Source organism: Porphyrobacter sp. HT-58-2 (genome assembly GCF_002952215.1).
GTDB lineage: Bacteria > Pseudomonadota > Alphaproteobacteria > Sphingomonadales > Sphingomonadaceae > Erythrobacter.
The window spans coordinates 1735419-1751193 of sequence record NZ_CP022600.1; the positions used below are offsets into that span (position 1 = coordinate 1735419).

Consider the following 15775-nt stretch of genomic DNA (forward strand, 5'->3'; position numbering starts at 1 on the left):
ACGCGGCATGGCTCGGCTGCTCCTGTTCAACAAGCCCTTCGGCGTATTGTCGCAATTCACCGACCGTGGATCGCCCACGGAGCGGGCTACCTTGTCGGATTTCATCACGATGAAGGGCGTCTACCCCGCCGGGCGGCTTGACCGTGACAGCGAGGGGCTGCTGCTGCTGACTGATGATGGGCGGCTGCAAGCGCGCATTGCCGATCCGCGTTTCAAGCTGCCCAAGACCTATTTCGTGCAGGTCGAAGGCGATCCGCAGGAGGCGCAGCTGGAGGCCTTGCGCAAGGGCGTGCGGCTGAAGGATGGCATGACCCTGCCGGCTGAGGCATCGCGCATTGACGAACCAGCCCTGTGGCCGCGCGATCCGCCGATCCGCGTGCGCAAGTCCGTGCCTGACAGCTGGCTCAAACTCACGATCCGAGAAGGGCGCAACCGGCAGGTGCGCCGGATGACGGCCGCGGTAGGGCTTCCCACCTTGCGGCTGGTGCGCTGGTCGATCGGCGACTGGACTTTGGCAGGGGTCATGCCGGGACAGTTTATAGAGTTATCCGCATGAATTATCGTCATTCCTTTCATGCCGGCAACAGCGCCGATGTGGTCAAGCATGCGCTGCTGATTGCGCTTGTGAGGGCCTTGCAGTTGAAGCCTTCCGCGCTGACGCTGGTCGATACCCATGCCGGCTGCGGGCTGTATGATCTTGGCGGCGAGGAGGCCCGGCGCACCGGTGAAGCAACGCAGGGCGTGTTGCGCACCTTTGCCGATACGAACCCGCTGCTGGACGACTACCGCGCCGCGGTGCTGGCAGTGAATGAGGGGAAAGAGCCGCGCCTCTATCCGGGAAGCCCGCGCATTCTGGCACAGTTGCTGCGCGAGCAGGACGTCCTGATCCTCAACGAAAAGCATCCCGAAGACATTAACGCCCTGCGCAGCGCGATGCGCGGGACGTCCGCCGCCGTGCATCAGCGCGATGCCTATGAGCTGTGGCTGGCGATGCTGCCCACTCGCACCCCGCGCGGGCTGGTGGTGGTCGACCCGCCCTACGAGCAGACTGATGAACGCACGCGGATCACCGCAACCCTTTCCGCCGCGCATCGCAAATGGGCGCATGGCGTGACGGTGATCTGGTATCCGCTGAAAGACCGCGCAGCGCATGAGCGGTGGAAGAGCAAGTTGCGCCAGACGGGTATCCCGAAATTCCTGAATGTGGAGCATTGGCTCTACGACACGGATCAGCCCGGCACCTTCAACGGCGCGGGGCTGTTCTTCGTCAATCCGCCCTATGCCTTTACGCAAGGCCTGCCGCTCTTGCTCGAGGCCCTTCGCGCGTGCCTTGCGCCGGAAGGGCAAAGGGGCAAGCTCACGGCGGACTGGTTGAACGCATAAGCCGGTCGCGCACAGCCGTCCGGCTTCGCCCTGCGCGCGCTACCTCATCGAAAATGTCCGGAAGGTGTTCGAAAAGTGCCATTCAGGCCCTTTGTCCACTGGTCGGGACGAGAGGATTCGAACCTCCGACCCCCACACCCCCAGTGTGATGCGCTACCAGGCTGCGCTACGTCCCGTCACCAGTGGAGCGGGGCCTATAGGGGGGAGGGACGGGGGTTGCAAGCCGCTTTCATGCAAAGTCTGGTGTGGCCGGTTCACAACGCATTTCCGCGCCATGATTGCGGCTCACTTGCATTGCTGCTAGGCGCGCCCACTTGAACGCAACGGGGCAACGCCCCGGCATTATCTCACGGGATCTGACGGGCCTTATCGCATGACAATCGACCTTCTCGCCGCCGGGGCTGGTGCCGCCGCATCGCCTCCGTCTTGGACTGGTTTCCTGCCCATCGTCGGCATGATCGCAATCTTCTGGTTCCTGATCATCCGTCCGCAGATGAAGCGGCAGAAAGAACACCAGCAAAAGATCGCTGCCGTCAAGAAGGGCGATCAGGTCGTCACCGCGGGCGGGCTGGTCGGCAAGGTCGTCAAGGTCGACGAGACCTATGTCGATCTGGAACTGGGGACCAATGTCCGGGTCAAGGCGATCAAGGCCACGCTGGGCGACATCATCCCGCCGGGCGGCACGCCTGCCAACGATTGATCCGGTTCGCTCCCGGCCAACCGCACTCTGGTTCCTCGCGTGTGAGACCCTGACGCAATGCTCGAATTCCCGCTTTGGAAAAAGCTCTGGCTCTGGGGAGTGACACTGGCCTTCGCCGTGCTGTCGCTGCCGTCGCTGTTCAATGTTTCGGGGCTGGACTGGCCTGCCGCCTTGCCCAATCCGCAGGTCAACCTCGGGCTTGACCTTGCCGGCGGTTCGCACCTGCTCCTTGAGGCCAAGGCTGATGACGTGCGCGTTCAGCGGCTGACGAACATGGAAGAAACCGTCCGCCAGTTGATGCGCAATGCCAAGCCGCGCATCCGCATCGGCGATGTGTCGACCGCGAACGGGCAGCTCTCCTTCATGCTCAACGATGCCGGCGATATCGACCGGGCGCGCGGGCTGATCGAGCCGGTGATGCAGGGCGCGACCGTGACCCGCGAATGGGATCTGGCGGTGGTCGACGGACAGCGGATCGTGCTCACGCAGACCGATGCCGGGGTTGATCAGGCGATCGATGATGCCATGGTCAGCGCCACCGAGGTCGTGCGCCGCCGGATCGACGAACTCGGCACCCGCGAGCCGACGATCATCCGGCAGGGCGATACCCGCATCGTGGTGCAGGTGCCGGGGCTTGAAGATCCCGATGCGCTGCGCGATCTGCTCGGCCAGACCGCGCAGCTCGAATTCAAGCTGGTCGATCTCAACGCCTTGCCCGAAAACGTGCAGGCCGGGATCGCGCCTGCGGGCAGCGAGATCTATCCCTATGCGCCCGGCACGCCGCAATCAGGCGGGTTCGAGGCGGTGCGCCGCCTTGGCGGGATCCGTGGTGACAGCCTCACCGGAGCGCAGGCCAGCGTCGATCCGCAGACCGGTCAGAACATCGTCAACATCACCTTCGATGCGCAGGGCGGTACCAAGTTTGCCAAGCTGACGACCGAGAACGTGGGCAAGCCGTTCGCCATCATCCTCGATGGTCAGGTGCTGTCGGCGCCCAATATCAACGAACCGATTCTGGGTGGACAGGCCCGCATTTCCGGCAGCTTCACCGCAGAAAGCGCCAACAACCTGGCGATTTCGCTGCGTTCGGGCGCGCTGCCGGTGCCGCTGGCGGTGGTCGAGGAACGGACTGTCGGCCCGGATCTGGGCGCGGATTCGATCCGCAAGGGCTTGCTCGCCATGGGTATCGGCAGCCTTGCGGTAATTGCGCTTATGGTCGCCTCCTATGGCCGCTTTGGCGTCTATGCGACCGCTGCGCTGGTGCTCAACGTGCTGATGCTGCTGGGGATCATGGCGCTTGGCGGGTTTACGCTGACCCTGCCGGGGATCGCAGGCTTTGTCATCACCATCGGCGCGGCGGTTGATGCCAACGTGCTGATCAACGAGCGTATCCGCGAGGAGCGGGCGAGGGGGCGCAAGGTCATCGCTGCGGTCGAGACCGGCTACAAGGAAGCCAGCCGCGCGATCTGGGACGCCAACCTCACCAACGTCATTTCCGGTCTGGCGCTGTTCGCCTTCGGTTCAGGGCCGGTCAAGGGCTTCGCGGTGGTGCTGATCATCGGCATCATCACCTCGGTCTTTACCGGCGTCACCCTGACCCGCATGTTCGTCGCCGGGTGGCTGCGCCGCAACCGCCCCGCCGATATCACCATCTGAGAGGAACGAGACGATGAAACTGCTCAAACTCGTCCCGGATAACACCAACATCAAATTCCTGAAGCTCAGGGTGCCGTTCTTCGTGCTCAGCATTGTGCTGATTGTCGGCAGCTGGGCTGCGGTGCTGGTGAACGGCCTCAACTTCGGGGTCGATTTCGCCGGTGGTCAGGAAGTGCGCATGACCTTCGAGGAACGCGAACAGGCACCCATTCCGGGCCTGCGCGAACTGGTCGGCGGCCTCGGCTATGGCGAGCCGGTGGTGCAGGAATTCGGCGCACCCAATCAGGTCTCGATCCGCGTGCCTCTGCCCGAAGGGGTGGAGGACACCCCCGGCGCTGCAACCGCGATCGGGGCCAAGGTTATCGCAACCATCGCCAAGCAATATCCCGATGCCCGCACGGACGGCAACGACACGGTATCGGGCAAGGTCGCGGGCGAGTTCCGCAATCAGGCGATTCTGGCGCTGCTGGCGGCGATGGCGGCCGTGTCGATCTACATCTGGGTACGGTTCGAATGGCAGTTCGGCGTCGGCGCGATGTTTGCGCTGGTGCATGACGTGTCGGTCACGCTGGGCCTGTTCGCCTTGACGCAATGGGAGTTCAGCCTGCAGATCGTTGCGGCGATCCTGGCGATCATCGGCTATTCCCTCAACGACACGATCGTCGTCTATGACCGCATCCGCGAAAACCTGAAGAAGTATCGCAAGATGCCGCTGGCCGAGCTGCTCGACCTTTCGGTGAACGAGACGCTGGCGCGCACGGTGATGACCTCGCTGACGCTGTTCGTGGCGCTCATCCCGCTCCTGATCTTCGGCCCGCCAAGCCTGTTCGGCATGGTTGCGGCGATCACGGCGGGCCTGTTCATCGGCACCTATTCGTCGATCTACATGGCAGGCCCACTGCTGATCTGGATGGGTGTGACATCGGACAGCTTTGTGCCGACCGAGACCGCGCTGGATCGTCAGGAAAAGATCGCGCGCGGGGAAGCGTAGTCTGCCGGGGGGCGGGGCGGTAGGGCTGTGTCGGCGTCAGCCGGCCAGCAAAGCCTCATAATGCGCGGCGAGCGACGCAGCATTCGCGTCCCAGCTAAAGGCTTCCGTCAGCGCGGCGACGGCTTCGCGCGGGGGCGAGGCATTGAGCACCGCATTGACCCCGGCAGCCACGGCTTGCGGGTTGCGTTCCACCAGCCGTCCCGCCGTGTCGCAGGAAATCAGCTCGCGCGCGCCGCCGACGTCGCAGGTCACCACCGGTGTCCCGCAGGCCAGCGCTTCGACCCAGGCATTGGCCAGCCCTTCGTTCGCGGTGGGAAGCACCATCACATCTGCCGCCGAAAGGATCAGCGGCATGACATCATGATCGAGCGATCCGGCGAAGAACACGCGGCTCTCAAGCCCCTCGCTGGCTGCCAGCGCGCGCAAGGTGCTCTCGTCCTCGCCCTTGCCGATCAGCACCAGCCGCGCGCCGGGGATCTCCTTGAGCGCCCGGATGGCGATGGCCTGTCCCTTGCGCTCGATCAGCGCGCCGACACAGGCCAGCAGCGGGGCATTGTCGGGCATGGCAAAACCCAGCTCGCCTGCCAGCTGGCGGCGCAATTGCGTGTGTTCAAGCGGCCGGAATCGGTCGCGATCCAGACCGGTGTAATGCAGCGTGATCTTGTCTTCATCCATGCCCATCGCGGCCATCTGCATGGCCAGATCGCGGCTCACCGCCAGCAGGCCTGTGGCTGTGCGCGCCGCATCCAGCATCTGCGCCTTTGCGAAATCCTGCCCCCCCAGAAGGTGATATCGCTCCCGCGTGCCTTGATCGACAGCGGCAGGCCCATCTCCCCCGCGATGATCGCCGCCGCCGGGCCATCGGGAAAGAAAAACTGCGCGTCGAGCACGTCAATCGGCGCTTCTGCATGAATGCGCCGGACGAGCGGCAGCACCACGCGCGCAATGGCGGCGGCGTTGCGCCGCGCGCCGATGCGCGGGATCAGGGTGAAGCGCGGGCGATGGATGGTGACGCCGCCTTCCCCAGCCACCTCCGGTAGATCGGCGAGCGGACGGTAGCGCCCCAGCGCCAGTGGGGGCAGTCCGATGGGATTGATCAGCGTTACCCGCCAGTCGCCGCGCTTTGCCAGTGCCTCCAGTGACCGCGCGACAAAGGTGCCGAACCGCGGGTTCACCGGGTTGGGATAGAGCGTCGAAATGGCAAGCACGTGCTTCACGGACAGCACCTCTAACGCGCGGGGATTAAAGCGCCCTGACCAGCATGAAGGCCACCGCGATCCATGCCGGATTGTCGACCACCACCTGTTTCTGGCCAGCACCCGGCGGCAAAAGGCCGACAAGGCTGCCGCGCCGGTCGATCAGCCGCCCGAAGGCAAAGCGCCCGCCGGGTCGGGGCAGCAGGCAATCCCGGTTGATCGCGCTGGCGGCGTCCTCGGGATCAAGCGGCCGCAGCCAGATCAGGTCACCGGGGCGGTATTCGCCCACGCTCTCGCTGACGGCCAGCACCATTGGAGCAGGCCCATCGGCCGTGTGCAGTTCGCTTGGCATCAGCGCCTCGCGCGGGGAGGTAAGGGCCTGCGCCCCTGCAGCGGCGAGTTCCGCGACGATCTGCGCAGCCGCAGACGTCTCGGCACGCATCAGGCTTGCTGGCTCGACCTCAAGCGCGGCAGCGATGCGGTTCATCCAGGTGAGCGAAAGCTGGCGCATCCCGGTCTCCAGCCGCCCGATGGTCTGAGCGGTGGTGGGCGGATGGCACGCGGCGGCGAGATCGGCCAGCGTCAGCCCCTTGGCCTTGCGGATGTCACGGATGCGGTTGGTCATGTCACGCCCTCAAGTAGCGAAGCGATAGGGCAGCAAGAACGCCCTCAAGTAGCGGTAGCGAAGCACAGCGCAGCTGAACCGATAGGCCGGCAAGAACACCCTCAAGTAGCGACGCGATAGGCATAGAGAAACGCTTCCAAATTAACCGGATTGGTTTTTCCTTTCCTACAGATGTGCGGTCTTGGCAAGTCTGCCGCGCTCATCAAGCGGAGGAAAAGCCATGAAACGCCAGTTGATCGAACGCGAACTCACCCCTGAAGGCCCGCGTCGGGGGGCGATCAAGGGCGGGGAGAGACCGCGCCGCAGCGTCACGGTCAACCTTGCGGAAAGTCCGCTCGCCTGGCTCCACGCGCGCGGGCATCTTTCCGAGCGGTTGTATGATGCCGGCGAGGCGCTGCGGAGCGATTACGAGCGTGCGCAGCTCTCGGCCAATATCACCATGCGCTGGGATCCGGTGCGGGTGAAGACCACAGGCGAGCGCGGGTTCTCACCGAGCGAGAAGCAGATCGCCGCGCGCCAGCGGTTCGACGGCGCGATCCGTGCGGCGGGGGGCGGGCTGGAGGATATCTTGTGGCGCGTGGTCTGCGCGGGCGAAGGGCTGCCTGAGGCGGAAAAGGCGCTGGGATGGCCGACCCGCAGCGGCAAGCTGGTGCTGAAGATCGCGCTCGAACGGGTGGCGGAGTTCTACCGCATCACCTGATGGCGGGCAGCCTATCCCTGCTGGTCAGGGATCTGGCCCGTTGCCAACCGGTAGATCCCGACGAACACCAAAGCGGTGAAGGTGAGGCCGAACCCCAGCGTGAACACCGTCGGTTCAAATTCGCGGCTCAGCATCAAGGCGCGGCGCATGCCCGGTGCGGTCACCCACCCGGGAACGGCGCCGGGCATCATCCAGACATAGAGCAGGTAGGGGCCCCAGACGGCGAAAAGAATGATGCCGAGAACTGCCTTGATATTCGCCGTCACGATTCGGGCCTCCCTTGCCATCCCGCCCTGGATCGCATGAAGATCGTGAAAAATGCATTATATTGCAGGGATATTTATCCCTCGACCATCTCGGCCAGCATCAGCCAGCGTTCCTCGGCCGCATCCTTTTCCGCCCGCGCATTGGCGATCCCGGCGCTGATCGTGGCGAACCTTTGCGGGTCTTTTGCATAGAGATCAGGATCGCTCAGCAGCGCCTCGCCCTTGGCGATGGCCGCTTCGAGTTCCTCGATCCGCTTGGGCAGGATCTCGTAATCGCGCTGGTCCTTGTAGGACAGCTTGTTGGAGGCTGAAGGCTTTGCAGGCGCCGGCTTTTCAGCCCGGTCTTGCGCGGGGTTAGGCCGGGCTTGACCCCCGCTTGCGCCCCCTTTGCCCGGTGTTGGTGGCGCTTTGCGGCGGGCTTCCCAGTCGGCATAGCCACCGGCGACAATATCCACCTTTCCCGATCCATCGAGCCCCAACGTGATCGTTACCGTGCGATCGAGAAAATCGCGATCGTGGCTGACGATCAACACGGTGCCGTCGAAATCGGCTATAACTTCCTGAAGAAGATCAAGGGTTTCAAGGTCGAGATCATTGGTGGGCTCGTCCAGCACCAGCAGGTTCGCGGTACGGGCAAATTCGCGGGCGAGCAGCAGGCGCGAACGTTCTCCGCCCGATAGGATGCCGACTTTGGTGTCGACCAGACCGGGGTCGAACAGGAAATCCTTGAGATAGGCCTGAACGTGCTTGCGCACCCCCCGAACGTCGATCCAGTCCCCGCCCTGGGCAAGGATCTGACGCACCGTGGCACCCGGTTCGAGCAGCTTTCTCTGCTGGTCGATCATCACCCCGGAAAGCGTGCGGGCGTGGGTCACGGTTCCGGTGTCGGGTTCAAGCTCTTTCGTAAGCAATTTCAGAAGGGTGGTCTTGCCCGCGCCGTTCGCGCCGACGATCCCGATGCGGTCGCCGTTCTGGATCCGCAGCGTAAAGGGCTTGATGATCGGACGGTCCGCGTAGGTCTTGGAAATGCCTTCCGCGACGATGACCGACTTGGACTTGAAATCATCGTCATTGGCGAGTTTCAGCTTGGCCGTTCCAGCGCCGGAGATCATCGCCGCCCGGACAGCGCGCATCTGGTGGAGTTTCTCCAGCCGACCCTGGTTGCGCTTGCGCCTCGCCGTGACCCCGCGTTCGAGCCAGTGGGCCTCGATCTTCAGTTTGGCATCAAGCCGTTCGGCCGCACGGGCTTCTTCGGCATAGACTTGTTCTTCCCACGCCTCATAGCCGCCGAAGCCCACCTCCTTGCGCCGCAGGGTCCCGCGATCGAGCCACAGGGTCGCGCGGGTCAGCCGGGTCAGGAAGGTGCGGTCGTGGGAAATGGTGATGAAGGCCCCGCGGTAACGGCTCAGCCAGTCCTCCAGCCAGTCGATCGCGCCCAGGTCCAGGTGGTTGGTCGGCTCGTCGAGCAGCAGCAGATCGGGCTCCTGCGCCAGCGCGCGGGCAATCGCGGCGCGGCGTTTCTCGCCCCCGCTGGCGGTCGCGGCGGGGCGGCTCATGTCGATACCCAGCTGGCCGGCAATGGCCTCCACTTCGTGCGCGGCGGGGGCATCCTCACCGCCGGTGGCGAACTCCATCAGGGTGGAAAAGGGCGTGAAATCAGGTTCCTGTTCGAGGAACACGATCCTCGTGCCCGGCTTGATCCGGCGGGTCCCGCGATCCGCTTCGATCTTTCCGGTGATGAGCCGAAGCAGTGTCGTCTTGCCGGCACCGTTGCGCCCGATCAGCGCTAGCCGGTCGCCAGGCAGGACGTGGAGATCGATGGGCGCCGCGCCGCTGGTTGGGGTCGGGCCGCCGAACAGCCAGCGTCCGCCCTGTTGCAGAGCGAGGCCTTCGAACGAAAAGATAGGGGGCTGTGCCATGAGAGGCGCCCCTAGGCCTTGCAAGCCCGCCTCACAAGCCCGCCGCCGCTAAGGGGCCGAGTGAAGAAAATCGTCCCGCGCAGCGCCATCAGCATAGCGGCCATAGGTTGCCCCTCATTCACGGCTTGTTCAATGGAGCCACCCTAGGCATGACTGCATCATGAAGCCGATTGTCGCCTTTATCTCCGCCAGTATCGCAGCCATTGCGCTGTCGTCTGTCGCCGTGCCTGCTGCCGCCGCGCAGGATCAGGGGCGGGGCGATCAGGGCGAGGCGCGGCGCGAGGCGGAGGCTGGTACGCAGCTCAAGCTGCGCGAGATAGAGCGGCGTATTCTGCCGCAAATGCAGGGTAGCGAATATCTCGGCCCCGCCTATGATTCGACTGCACGTGCCTATCGGCTCAAGTTCATCAAGGATGGCCGTGTGACATATGTCGATGTTGATGCCCGAACCGGGCGGATCATCGGCCGGTCGCGCTGACCGGAACCCGGCCATGAGGGTAAGCCAAGTGTGTGATCAACGGGGGAAAGCCATGCCCTTGGGCAGCGCGCTTTGCTTGACGCCGCACCTCCAAAGGCGCACCAACCGGCCCATTGTATTGCAGGATAATGGTGGATCATGCGCATTCTGATCGTCGAAGACGAACCGACCCTTGGCGCACAGCTGAAATCGACGCTGGAAGGTCAGGGCTATGCTGTCGACCTTTCTGTAGACGGCGAAGACGGGCATTTCATGGGCTCGACCGAGGATTATGACGCCGTGATCCTTGACCTCGGCTTGCCGGAGATCGACGGGCTGACCGTGCTTGGCATGTGGCGGCGCGAAGGGCGCACTTTTCCGGTGCTGGTGCTGACCGCGCGCGACAGCTGGTCGGACAAGGTCGCAGGGCTCGATGCAGGCGCCGACGATTACCTTGCAAAGCCGTTCCAGACCGAGGAGCTCATCGCCCGCCTGCGGGCGTTGATCCGCCGCGCATCGGGGAATACCTCATCCGAACTCACCGCGGGGGATGTGAGACTGGATACGCGTTCGGGCCGGGTCACGCTCGCGGGCGAGCCGGTCAAGCTGACGGCGCAGGAATACAAACTCCTCTCCTATCTCATGCACCACAAGGGCAAGGTGGTGAGCCGCACCGAACTGATCGAGCATATCTATGATCAGGACTTCGACCGGGATTCCAACACCATCGAAGTCTTCGTCACCCGCATCCGCAAGAAGCTCGGCGCAGACGTGATTACGACGATCCGTGGCCTCGGTTACAGCCTCGACGACCCCGCCGACGCACCGCGCGCCTGAGGACGCGGCCAAGGCGCCGGAGCCGGAGGGCCATACGCCCCTCACCGGGGCGGTGGTGCCGGGTGAGGGCGAAGCTGCTGCGCTTGCCCTGACCGCGCCGCACGGGCAGCCGCGCGCAAGCCTCGCCCGGCGCATGGGGCTTATCGCAGCTGGGTGGATTTTCGTTCTTCTGCTGGGTGGAGGCATTGCGCTCGAGCGTACGTTGACTGCACAGGTCGAAAGCAATTTCGACGAACAGCTCGACTACATTCTTACCGCAATGATTTCGTCAGCCGAAATCGACGCAAGCGGCGAAATCTATTTCTATCGCACACTCGGCGATCAGCGGTTTCTGGAACCCGGCAGCGGGCTTTACTGGCAGATCAGCGGGGGGAGCTATGAGCCTCTGCCATCGCGCAGCCTGTGGGACCGAACACTGACGCTGCGCGGGGCCGTTGGTGATGGTGACAAGTTCGACAGCGATTCCCATTTCTACAACTCCGATCAGTTCGGCGGCGAGCCCTTGCGGATTGCCGAACGTACCGTGATGTTGCCGGGATCGGACACCCGCTGGACCTTTGCTGTCGCAAGCGCGACCGAGCAGATGGATATGCAGATTGGCCGGGTGCGGATGATTCTGATCTGGAGCTTTGTCGTGCTGGGCCTCGGCCTCCTGATCATGGCTCTGTTGCAGATCCATTATGGCTTGTCGCCCCTCCGGCGCGTGCGCGCGGCGATCCAGAGCCTGCGCAGCACGGGCGCGAACCGCATCAACGATCCGCTCCCGCTGGAGGTGCAACCACTCGTTGACGAGCTGAACGCTCTGCTGGAACATTCGGAACGGCAGGCGGAGGAAGCCCGGCGCCATGCGGGCAATCTCGCCCATGCCCTCAAGACTCCGCTGACCGTGTTGACCAACGCCGCCACTGCTCGCGCGCCCGATCTTGGCGAAGCGGTAATGCGTGAGACCCGCACTATGCAGCGCCATGTCGACCACCATCTCGCCCGCGCCCGCGCTGTCGGACGCCGGGCGGTAGGCCATGCGCGCAGCAATGTCCGCGACAGTGCCGAGGCAGTGCGCCGCGCGGTCGAGCGGCTCTATCCTGAGGGCCGGCTCGACATTGCTGGCAGCCGCAGCGCCAATGTCGCGATAGAGCGACAGGATCTTGACGAACTGCTCGGCAATCTGATCGAAAACGCGGCCAAGTACGGGGGGGAGCGTGTTCGTCACTATCGACCCTGACGACGACATGGCACCGCGAGACCCGAAGATGTGCCTGATCTGGATCGAGGATGACGGCGCGGGCATCCCCGAAGCTGAGCGCATCCGCATCTTCGATCGCGGCGTGAGGCTCGATACCGACAAGCCCGGTACCGGCCTTGGCCTTGCGATTGTACGCGATGTGGCGGAAATCTACGGCGGTTCGGTCACGTTGGGAACGAGCGAGGATCTTGGCGGACTGTTGGTCGAGCTACGTTTGCCGCGCGCAGATTGACGATCAGGCGGTGTGCGAAGGGTTTGCCGCCGTTGTGCGTTGAGGTGGCAAGAGGTCATTCGTGGCCTCACTGCAAACAGGGCCATTTGTGGAATGAAATGAACGCGCGCAGCGAGCCATCCGCCCTTGCCAGCAGTTCGGCTCTGACGGTCGATGATGCGGCAATGACGGCACGGCTCGCAGCGCGCGATGCAGCGGCGCTGCGTGAAGTGATTGCGGCACATGCAGCTGCGCTCCACCGTGTTGCCTATCGCATGACTGGCGATGCTCATGAGGCCGAGGACATAGTGCAGGAGGCCTTGCTGCGACTGTGGGACTATGCCCCTAGGCTGGCGGCGCGGCATCCGCTGGGAAGTCAGGCGGCGCGTGCCTTGCGGCTGGGGGGGTGGCTTCAGCGGGTGGTCACCAATCTTGCCATTGATCGGCTGCGCCGTGCGCGGCGGCTGGCGCATGGTTCGGTGCCTGAGGAAGAAGATGAAGCGCCGCTCGCCGATGCCCTGATCGAGGCGGAGGAGCGCGAACAATCCGCCCGCGCCCTGATTGCTGCGCTGCCCGAACGTCAACGCGCGGCGATCGTGCTGACCTATTACGAGGAATTGTCCAATGCCGCCGCAGCCGAAGCGCTCGACATGAACATAAAGGCGTTCGAATCGCTGCTGCTGCGCGCGCGCGCTGCACTGCGCAAGGCTTATGCGGCAGGCATGGAAGGAGACCTGGCATGAACGGTGATCCGATCCTCCCTGACAGTCCGCTGGCGCATGTGCTGGATAATTATCCGGTGCCGCAGTTAAGCGCGGGGTTTGCCGATCGGGTGGTGGCTGCTGCCGAGGCCCGTGCGCCTGCGCTGCCCCCATCGCGCCGCGACCTCTCAGGGCGCGGTTGGCGCACCGGACGCCGCCTTGCCATCGCCGCAGCCAGCTTCACCGCACTCGCCACAGCTGCTGCTGCGACCGGAGTTCTGGAACGGGCGGGCCTGCCGGTTCCGTTTGCCCGGATGGTGTGGGCAAACATCACTAGTGAAACGGCGCCGGCTGCCGCCGCTGCGCCTGCGAAACGCGAGACCGCCGTGGCAGCAACGGCATCGTCGCTGACCCCAGTGAAGATCGAGGGGCCTATCGATACGCCTGAAGAACTGGCCGAGGCTTTTCGCCGGATCGACGAGGTGCGTAGCCGACGACGTGCTGAGCGCCAAGGAACCATCGATCAGCGGATCGACAAGGCGATCGAGCGACGCAATGCCGCTGGCCTGCCTGTTCCCGATGCCGAGCAAAAGGCCCGTCTGCGCGAACGGATCGAACAGGCCGAGGCCGAGCGTGAAGCGCGCAATGAAGAACGCATCCGCCTGCGGCGCGAGGCGTTGCAGCGCAGGGTCGAAAACGGCGAGGCTTTGACCCGCGAGGACATCGTACCTTCCCGGCGAGGTAACGTCCTGCCGCGTGAGCGGCACGAGCAGATCGAACGGCTGCGCACCATGTCGCCTGAGACGCGCCGCGAAGCTTTGCGGCAACTGCCACCAGCAGAGCGCCGCGAAGTGATGGAGGCGTGGCGTCAACGTCGTGCCGGACATCCGGAGGGCCGGGCCCTCGCAGCGCCGCAAACCGCGCCTTCGCCCTCTGATGCGCCCGATTTCGACGCACCTGTCGCCGATCCTCAAACCCGAACCGAAGATCCCACGAGCGATTGATCCTGCCGGTGTCGTCCTATCTGTCCTGCCGATCAATTCAGCTGCGATTCACCGCTGCCAGACGACACAGGTCAAGGACATCGGAGTATCATCGCCATGGCACGCAGCCGTCTTAGCTTTCTGCTGGCAAGCACGCTGCTGGCCGGCTGTGCCGCAGGCGACGGGCTAGAGGGCCAGCGAACAGTATTCAGCAATCCCCATGCGCCACCCGTTATCGATCGGCGCGGGATTGGCCCGCAATGTGATGTCGAGTTCGGCCGGGATGCGACGTGCCTCGGCACTCCGCTGGCCTATCCGGGGGAAGGGCGCCATGTCCTTTTGGGCGATGGCGAGATGCACCGCCTGACACGCAACCAAGCTCGCATTTTGCGGCAAAGAGGGGAATTGCTTGAGGCGCGGCGCAATGCAATGCCAACCCCACCGGCACCGGCACCGGCACCGGCACCGGCACCGCCAATCTCCGCGGTCGCAGGCGAGCAGCGCTGAACTGCTTTAGCCGCCTTGCGCCCGCTCGTGGTGACGGATCACCTCGTCGATGATGAAGCGCAGGAATTTTTCGGAGAATTCGGGGTCGAGATCGGCCTCTTCCGACAGCTTCCTCAACCGCGCAATCTGGCGCGCCTCGCGGTCGGGATCGGCCGGAGGCAAGGTTGCCTTTGCCTTGTATTCACCCACAGCCTGCGTGATCCTGAACCGCTCGGCGAGCATATGAATGAGTGCGGCATCGATATTGTCGATGCTCTTGCGGAACGCGGCGAGCACCGGATCGGGTGCGCGGGAGAGTTGCGGATCTTGCGGCATGGCGCGCGAAACTAGCAGCAAATCTGCGCTTGCCAAGCACGCCGAGCCCGCCCTAATGCCAACCCGACATGAGTGCCGATATCGTCCCACTGCCGCGCAAGGCGCCGACACTCGATCCGATGCTGTCGCTGACAGCCGCGGGCATGAACTCCGTCAACGCCGTTATCCTTGACCGGATGCAGAGCGAGATCCCCTTGATTCCGCGCCTGGCCGGTCACTTGATTTCGGGCGGGGGCAAGCGGCTGCGCCCCATGCTGACACTCGCCGGGGCGGAGCTGGTCGGCTACAAGGGTACGCGCCATCACAAGCTCGCGGCGGCCGTTGAATTCATTCATACCGCAACGCTGTTGCATGATGATGTCGTGGACGGCAGTGAGCTGAGGCGGGGCAAGGCGGCGGCCAATATCATCTTCGGCAATCCGGCCACCGTGCTGGTCGGCGATTTTCTGTTTTCTCGCGCTTTCGAACTGATGACCGAGGATGGATCGCTTAAGGTGCTCTCGATCCTTTCTCGCGCCAGTGCAGTAATAGCGGAAGGCGAAGTGTCGCAGCTCTCGGCCCAGCGCCAGATCGCCACCAGTGAGGAGCAGTACCTCCACATCATCGGTGCCAAGACCGCCGCCCTGTTTGCTGCCGCCAGCCAGATCAGCGCGGTGGTAGCCGAATGTTCGGAAGAACAGGAACACGCGCTCGAAGCCTATGGCCGCAATCTCGGCGTGGCCTTCCAGCTGGTCGACGATGCTATCGATTACGACTCCGATGCCGCCGAAATGGGCAAGGCGCGGGGTGATGACTTCCGTGAGGGCAAGATGACCTTGCCGGTGATTCTCGCCTTCGCGCGCGGCAATGATGAGGAACGCAAGTTCTGGAAGGACGCGATCATTGGCCATCGCACTTCGGATCAAGACCTCGCTCATGCGATTGCGCTGATCGAAAAGCACAATGCGCTTGATGATACCCGTGAACGGGCGCGCTATTTTGCGCATCGGGCGATCGACGCCATCTCGATCTTCCCCGACGGCAAGGCGCGGCAGGCGATGGCCGAAGCGGCGCAATTCGCGGTCGCGCGCGGGCATTGATCAGGC

The 15775-nt window shown here is 64.1% G+C and carries 18 protein-coding genes, 1 tRNA gene and 1 pseudogene; 12 read left to right on the top strand and 8 right to left on the bottom strand.

What is annotated here, in order from left to right; all coding sequences use genetic code 11:
* Positions 1-7 precede the first annotated feature (7 nt).
* Positions 8-556, top strand: a complete 549-nt coding sequence (locus CHX26_RS08240) for a pseudouridine synthase (protein WP_104941950.1) — start codon at positions 8-10, stop codon at positions 554-556.
* Positions 553-1383 carry a 23S rRNA (adenine(2030)-N(6))-methyltransferase RlmJ gene (locus CHX26_RS08245; protein ID WP_104941951.1) on the top strand — a complete coding sequence of 277 codons (831 nt, stop codon included), beginning with the start codon at positions 553-555 and terminating at the stop codon, positions 1381-1383. The genes CHX26_RS08240 and CHX26_RS08245 overlap by 4 nt, the downstream gene beginning before the upstream one ends.
* 99 nt (positions 1384-1482) lie before the next feature.
* On the opposite strand, the gene CHX26_RS08250 is transcribed toward CHX26_RS08245, so the two are convergent.
* Positions 1483-1559 (bottom strand) — tRNA-Pro (locus CHX26_RS08250).
* 197 nt (positions 1560-1756) lie between these two features.
* Here CHX26_RS08250 and yajC point away from each other — a divergent pair.
* The 3 genes from yajC to secF are packed head-to-tail and all read left to right on the top strand — an operon-like array spanning position 1757 to position 4730.
* Positions 1757-2083 carry a preprotein translocase subunit YajC gene (gene yajC, locus CHX26_RS08255; protein WP_104941952.1) on the top strand — a complete coding sequence of 109 codons (327 nt, stop codon included), beginning with the start codon at positions 1757-1759 and terminating at the stop codon, positions 2081-2083.
* A 57-nt stretch (positions 2084-2140) separates the two neighbouring features.
* Positions 2141-3739, top strand: coding sequence for a protein translocase subunit SecD (gene secD, locus CHX26_RS08260; RefSeq protein ID WP_104941953.1), 1599 nt, complete (start codon positions 2141-2143; stop codon positions 3737-3739).
* A gap of 13 nt (positions 3740-3752) precedes the next feature.
* Positions 3753-4730, top strand: a complete 978-nt coding sequence (gene secF / locus CHX26_RS08265) for a protein translocase subunit SecF (RefSeq protein WP_104941954.1) — start codon at positions 3753-3755, stop codon at positions 4728-4730.
* 36 nt (positions 4731-4766) lie between these two features.
* Here secF and CHX26_RS16205 read toward each other — a convergent pair whose 3' ends face one another.
* Genes CHX26_RS16205 through CHX26_RS08275 form a run of 3 tightly spaced genes read right to left on the bottom strand, consistent with a single transcriptional unit; the run spans position 4767 to position 6551 of the window.
* Entirely contained in the window at positions 4767-5483 is a 717-nt protein-coding gene (locus tag CHX26_RS16205; RefSeq protein ID WP_335682289.1) for a glycosyltransferase, read from the bottom strand.
* Positions 5441-5947, bottom strand: a complete 507-nt coding sequence (locus tag CHX26_RS16210) for a hypothetical protein (RefSeq protein ID WP_335682290.1) — start codon at positions 5945-5947, stop codon at positions 5441-5443. The genes CHX26_RS16205 and CHX26_RS16210 overlap by 43 nt, the downstream gene beginning before the upstream one ends.
* Before the next feature lie 25 nt (positions 5948-5972).
* Entirely contained in the window at positions 5973-6551 is a 579-nt protein-coding gene (locus CHX26_RS08275) for a helix-turn-helix domain-containing protein (protein ID WP_104941955.1), read from the bottom strand.
* Between the two features lie 220 nt (positions 6552-6771).
* Here CHX26_RS08275 and CHX26_RS08280 point away from each other — a divergent pair, with 220 nt between their 5' ends.
* Positions 6772-7251: a DUF6456 domain-containing protein gene (locus CHX26_RS08280; RefSeq protein ID WP_104941956.1), complete on the top strand. Its 480-nt coding sequence runs from the start codon at positions 6772-6774 to the stop codon at positions 7249-7251.
* Between the two features lie 11 nt (positions 7252-7262).
* On the opposite strand, the gene CHX26_RS08285 is transcribed toward CHX26_RS08280, so the two are convergent.
* Both CHX26_RS08285 and CHX26_RS08290 read right to left on the bottom strand, forming a co-directional pair.
* Positions 7263-7517 carry a hypothetical protein gene (locus CHX26_RS08285; protein ID WP_146107683.1) on the bottom strand — a complete coding sequence of 85 codons (255 nt, stop codon included), beginning with the start codon at positions 7515-7517 and terminating at the stop codon, positions 7263-7265.
* Positions 7518-7591: 74 nt separating this feature from the next.
* Positions 7592-9436: an ABC-F family ATP-binding cassette domain-containing protein gene (locus CHX26_RS08290; protein WP_104941958.1), complete on the bottom strand. Its 1845-nt coding sequence runs from the start codon at positions 9434-9436 to the stop codon at positions 7592-7594.
* Positions 9437-9596: 160 nt separating this feature from the next.
* Here CHX26_RS08290 and CHX26_RS08295 point away from each other — a divergent pair, with 160 nt between their 5' ends.
* The 5 genes and pseudogenes from CHX26_RS08295 to CHX26_RS08315 all read left to right on the top strand — a co-directional run bounded on the left by CHX26_RS08295 (position 9597) and on the right by CHX26_RS08315 (position 13889).
* The gene (locus CHX26_RS08295) at positions 9597-9914 is read left to right on the top strand and encodes a PepSY domain-containing protein (protein ID WP_104941959.1); all 318 of its coding nucleotides are present in this window, start codon (positions 9597-9599) and stop codon (positions 9912-9914) included.
* A 138-nt stretch (positions 9915-10052) separates the two neighbouring features.
* Positions 10053-10730: a response regulator transcription factor gene (locus tag CHX26_RS08300; RefSeq protein WP_104941960.1), complete on the top strand. Its 678-nt coding sequence runs from the start codon at positions 10053-10055 to the stop codon at positions 10728-10730.
* A gap of 133 nt (positions 10731-10863) precedes the next feature.
* Positions 10864-12205, top strand: a pseudogene (locus CHX26_RS08305) (sensor histidine kinase).
* A 98-nt stretch (positions 12206-12303) separates the two neighbouring features.
* Positions 12304-12927 (top strand): sigma-70 family RNA polymerase sigma factor, encoded by a 624-nt coding sequence (locus tag CHX26_RS08310; RefSeq protein ID WP_104941961.1) that lies wholly within the window; start codon positions 12304-12306, stop codon positions 12925-12927.
* Entirely contained in the window at positions 12924-13889 is a 966-nt protein-coding gene (locus CHX26_RS08315) for a hypothetical protein (protein ID WP_104941962.1), read from the top strand. Before CHX26_RS08310 ends, CHX26_RS08315 begins: the two co-directional genes overlap by 4 nt.
* 165 nt (positions 13890-14054) lie before the next feature.
* Here the strand turns inward: CHX26_RS08315 and CHX26_RS15875 are convergent, their stop codons facing one another.
* Both CHX26_RS15875 and CHX26_RS08320 read right to left on the bottom strand, forming a co-directional pair.
* Positions 14055-14228 carry a hypothetical protein gene (locus CHX26_RS15875; protein WP_172449747.1) on the bottom strand — a complete coding sequence of 58 codons (174 nt, stop codon included), beginning with the start codon at positions 14226-14228 and terminating at the stop codon, positions 14055-14057.
* 153 nt (positions 14229-14381) lie between these two features.
* Positions 14382-14690, bottom strand: a complete 309-nt coding sequence (locus tag CHX26_RS08320; protein ID WP_104941963.1) for a chorismate mutase — start codon at positions 14688-14690, stop codon at positions 14382-14384.
* Between the two features lie 68 nt (positions 14691-14758).
* Between CHX26_RS08320 and CHX26_RS08325 the strand changes: the two genes are divergently transcribed.
* Positions 14759-15769 carry a polyprenyl synthetase family protein gene (locus CHX26_RS08325; RefSeq protein WP_104941964.1) on the top strand — a complete coding sequence of 337 codons (1011 nt, stop codon included), beginning with the start codon at positions 14759-14761 and terminating at the stop codon, positions 15767-15769.
* Positions 15770-15775: the final 6 nt, after the last annotated feature.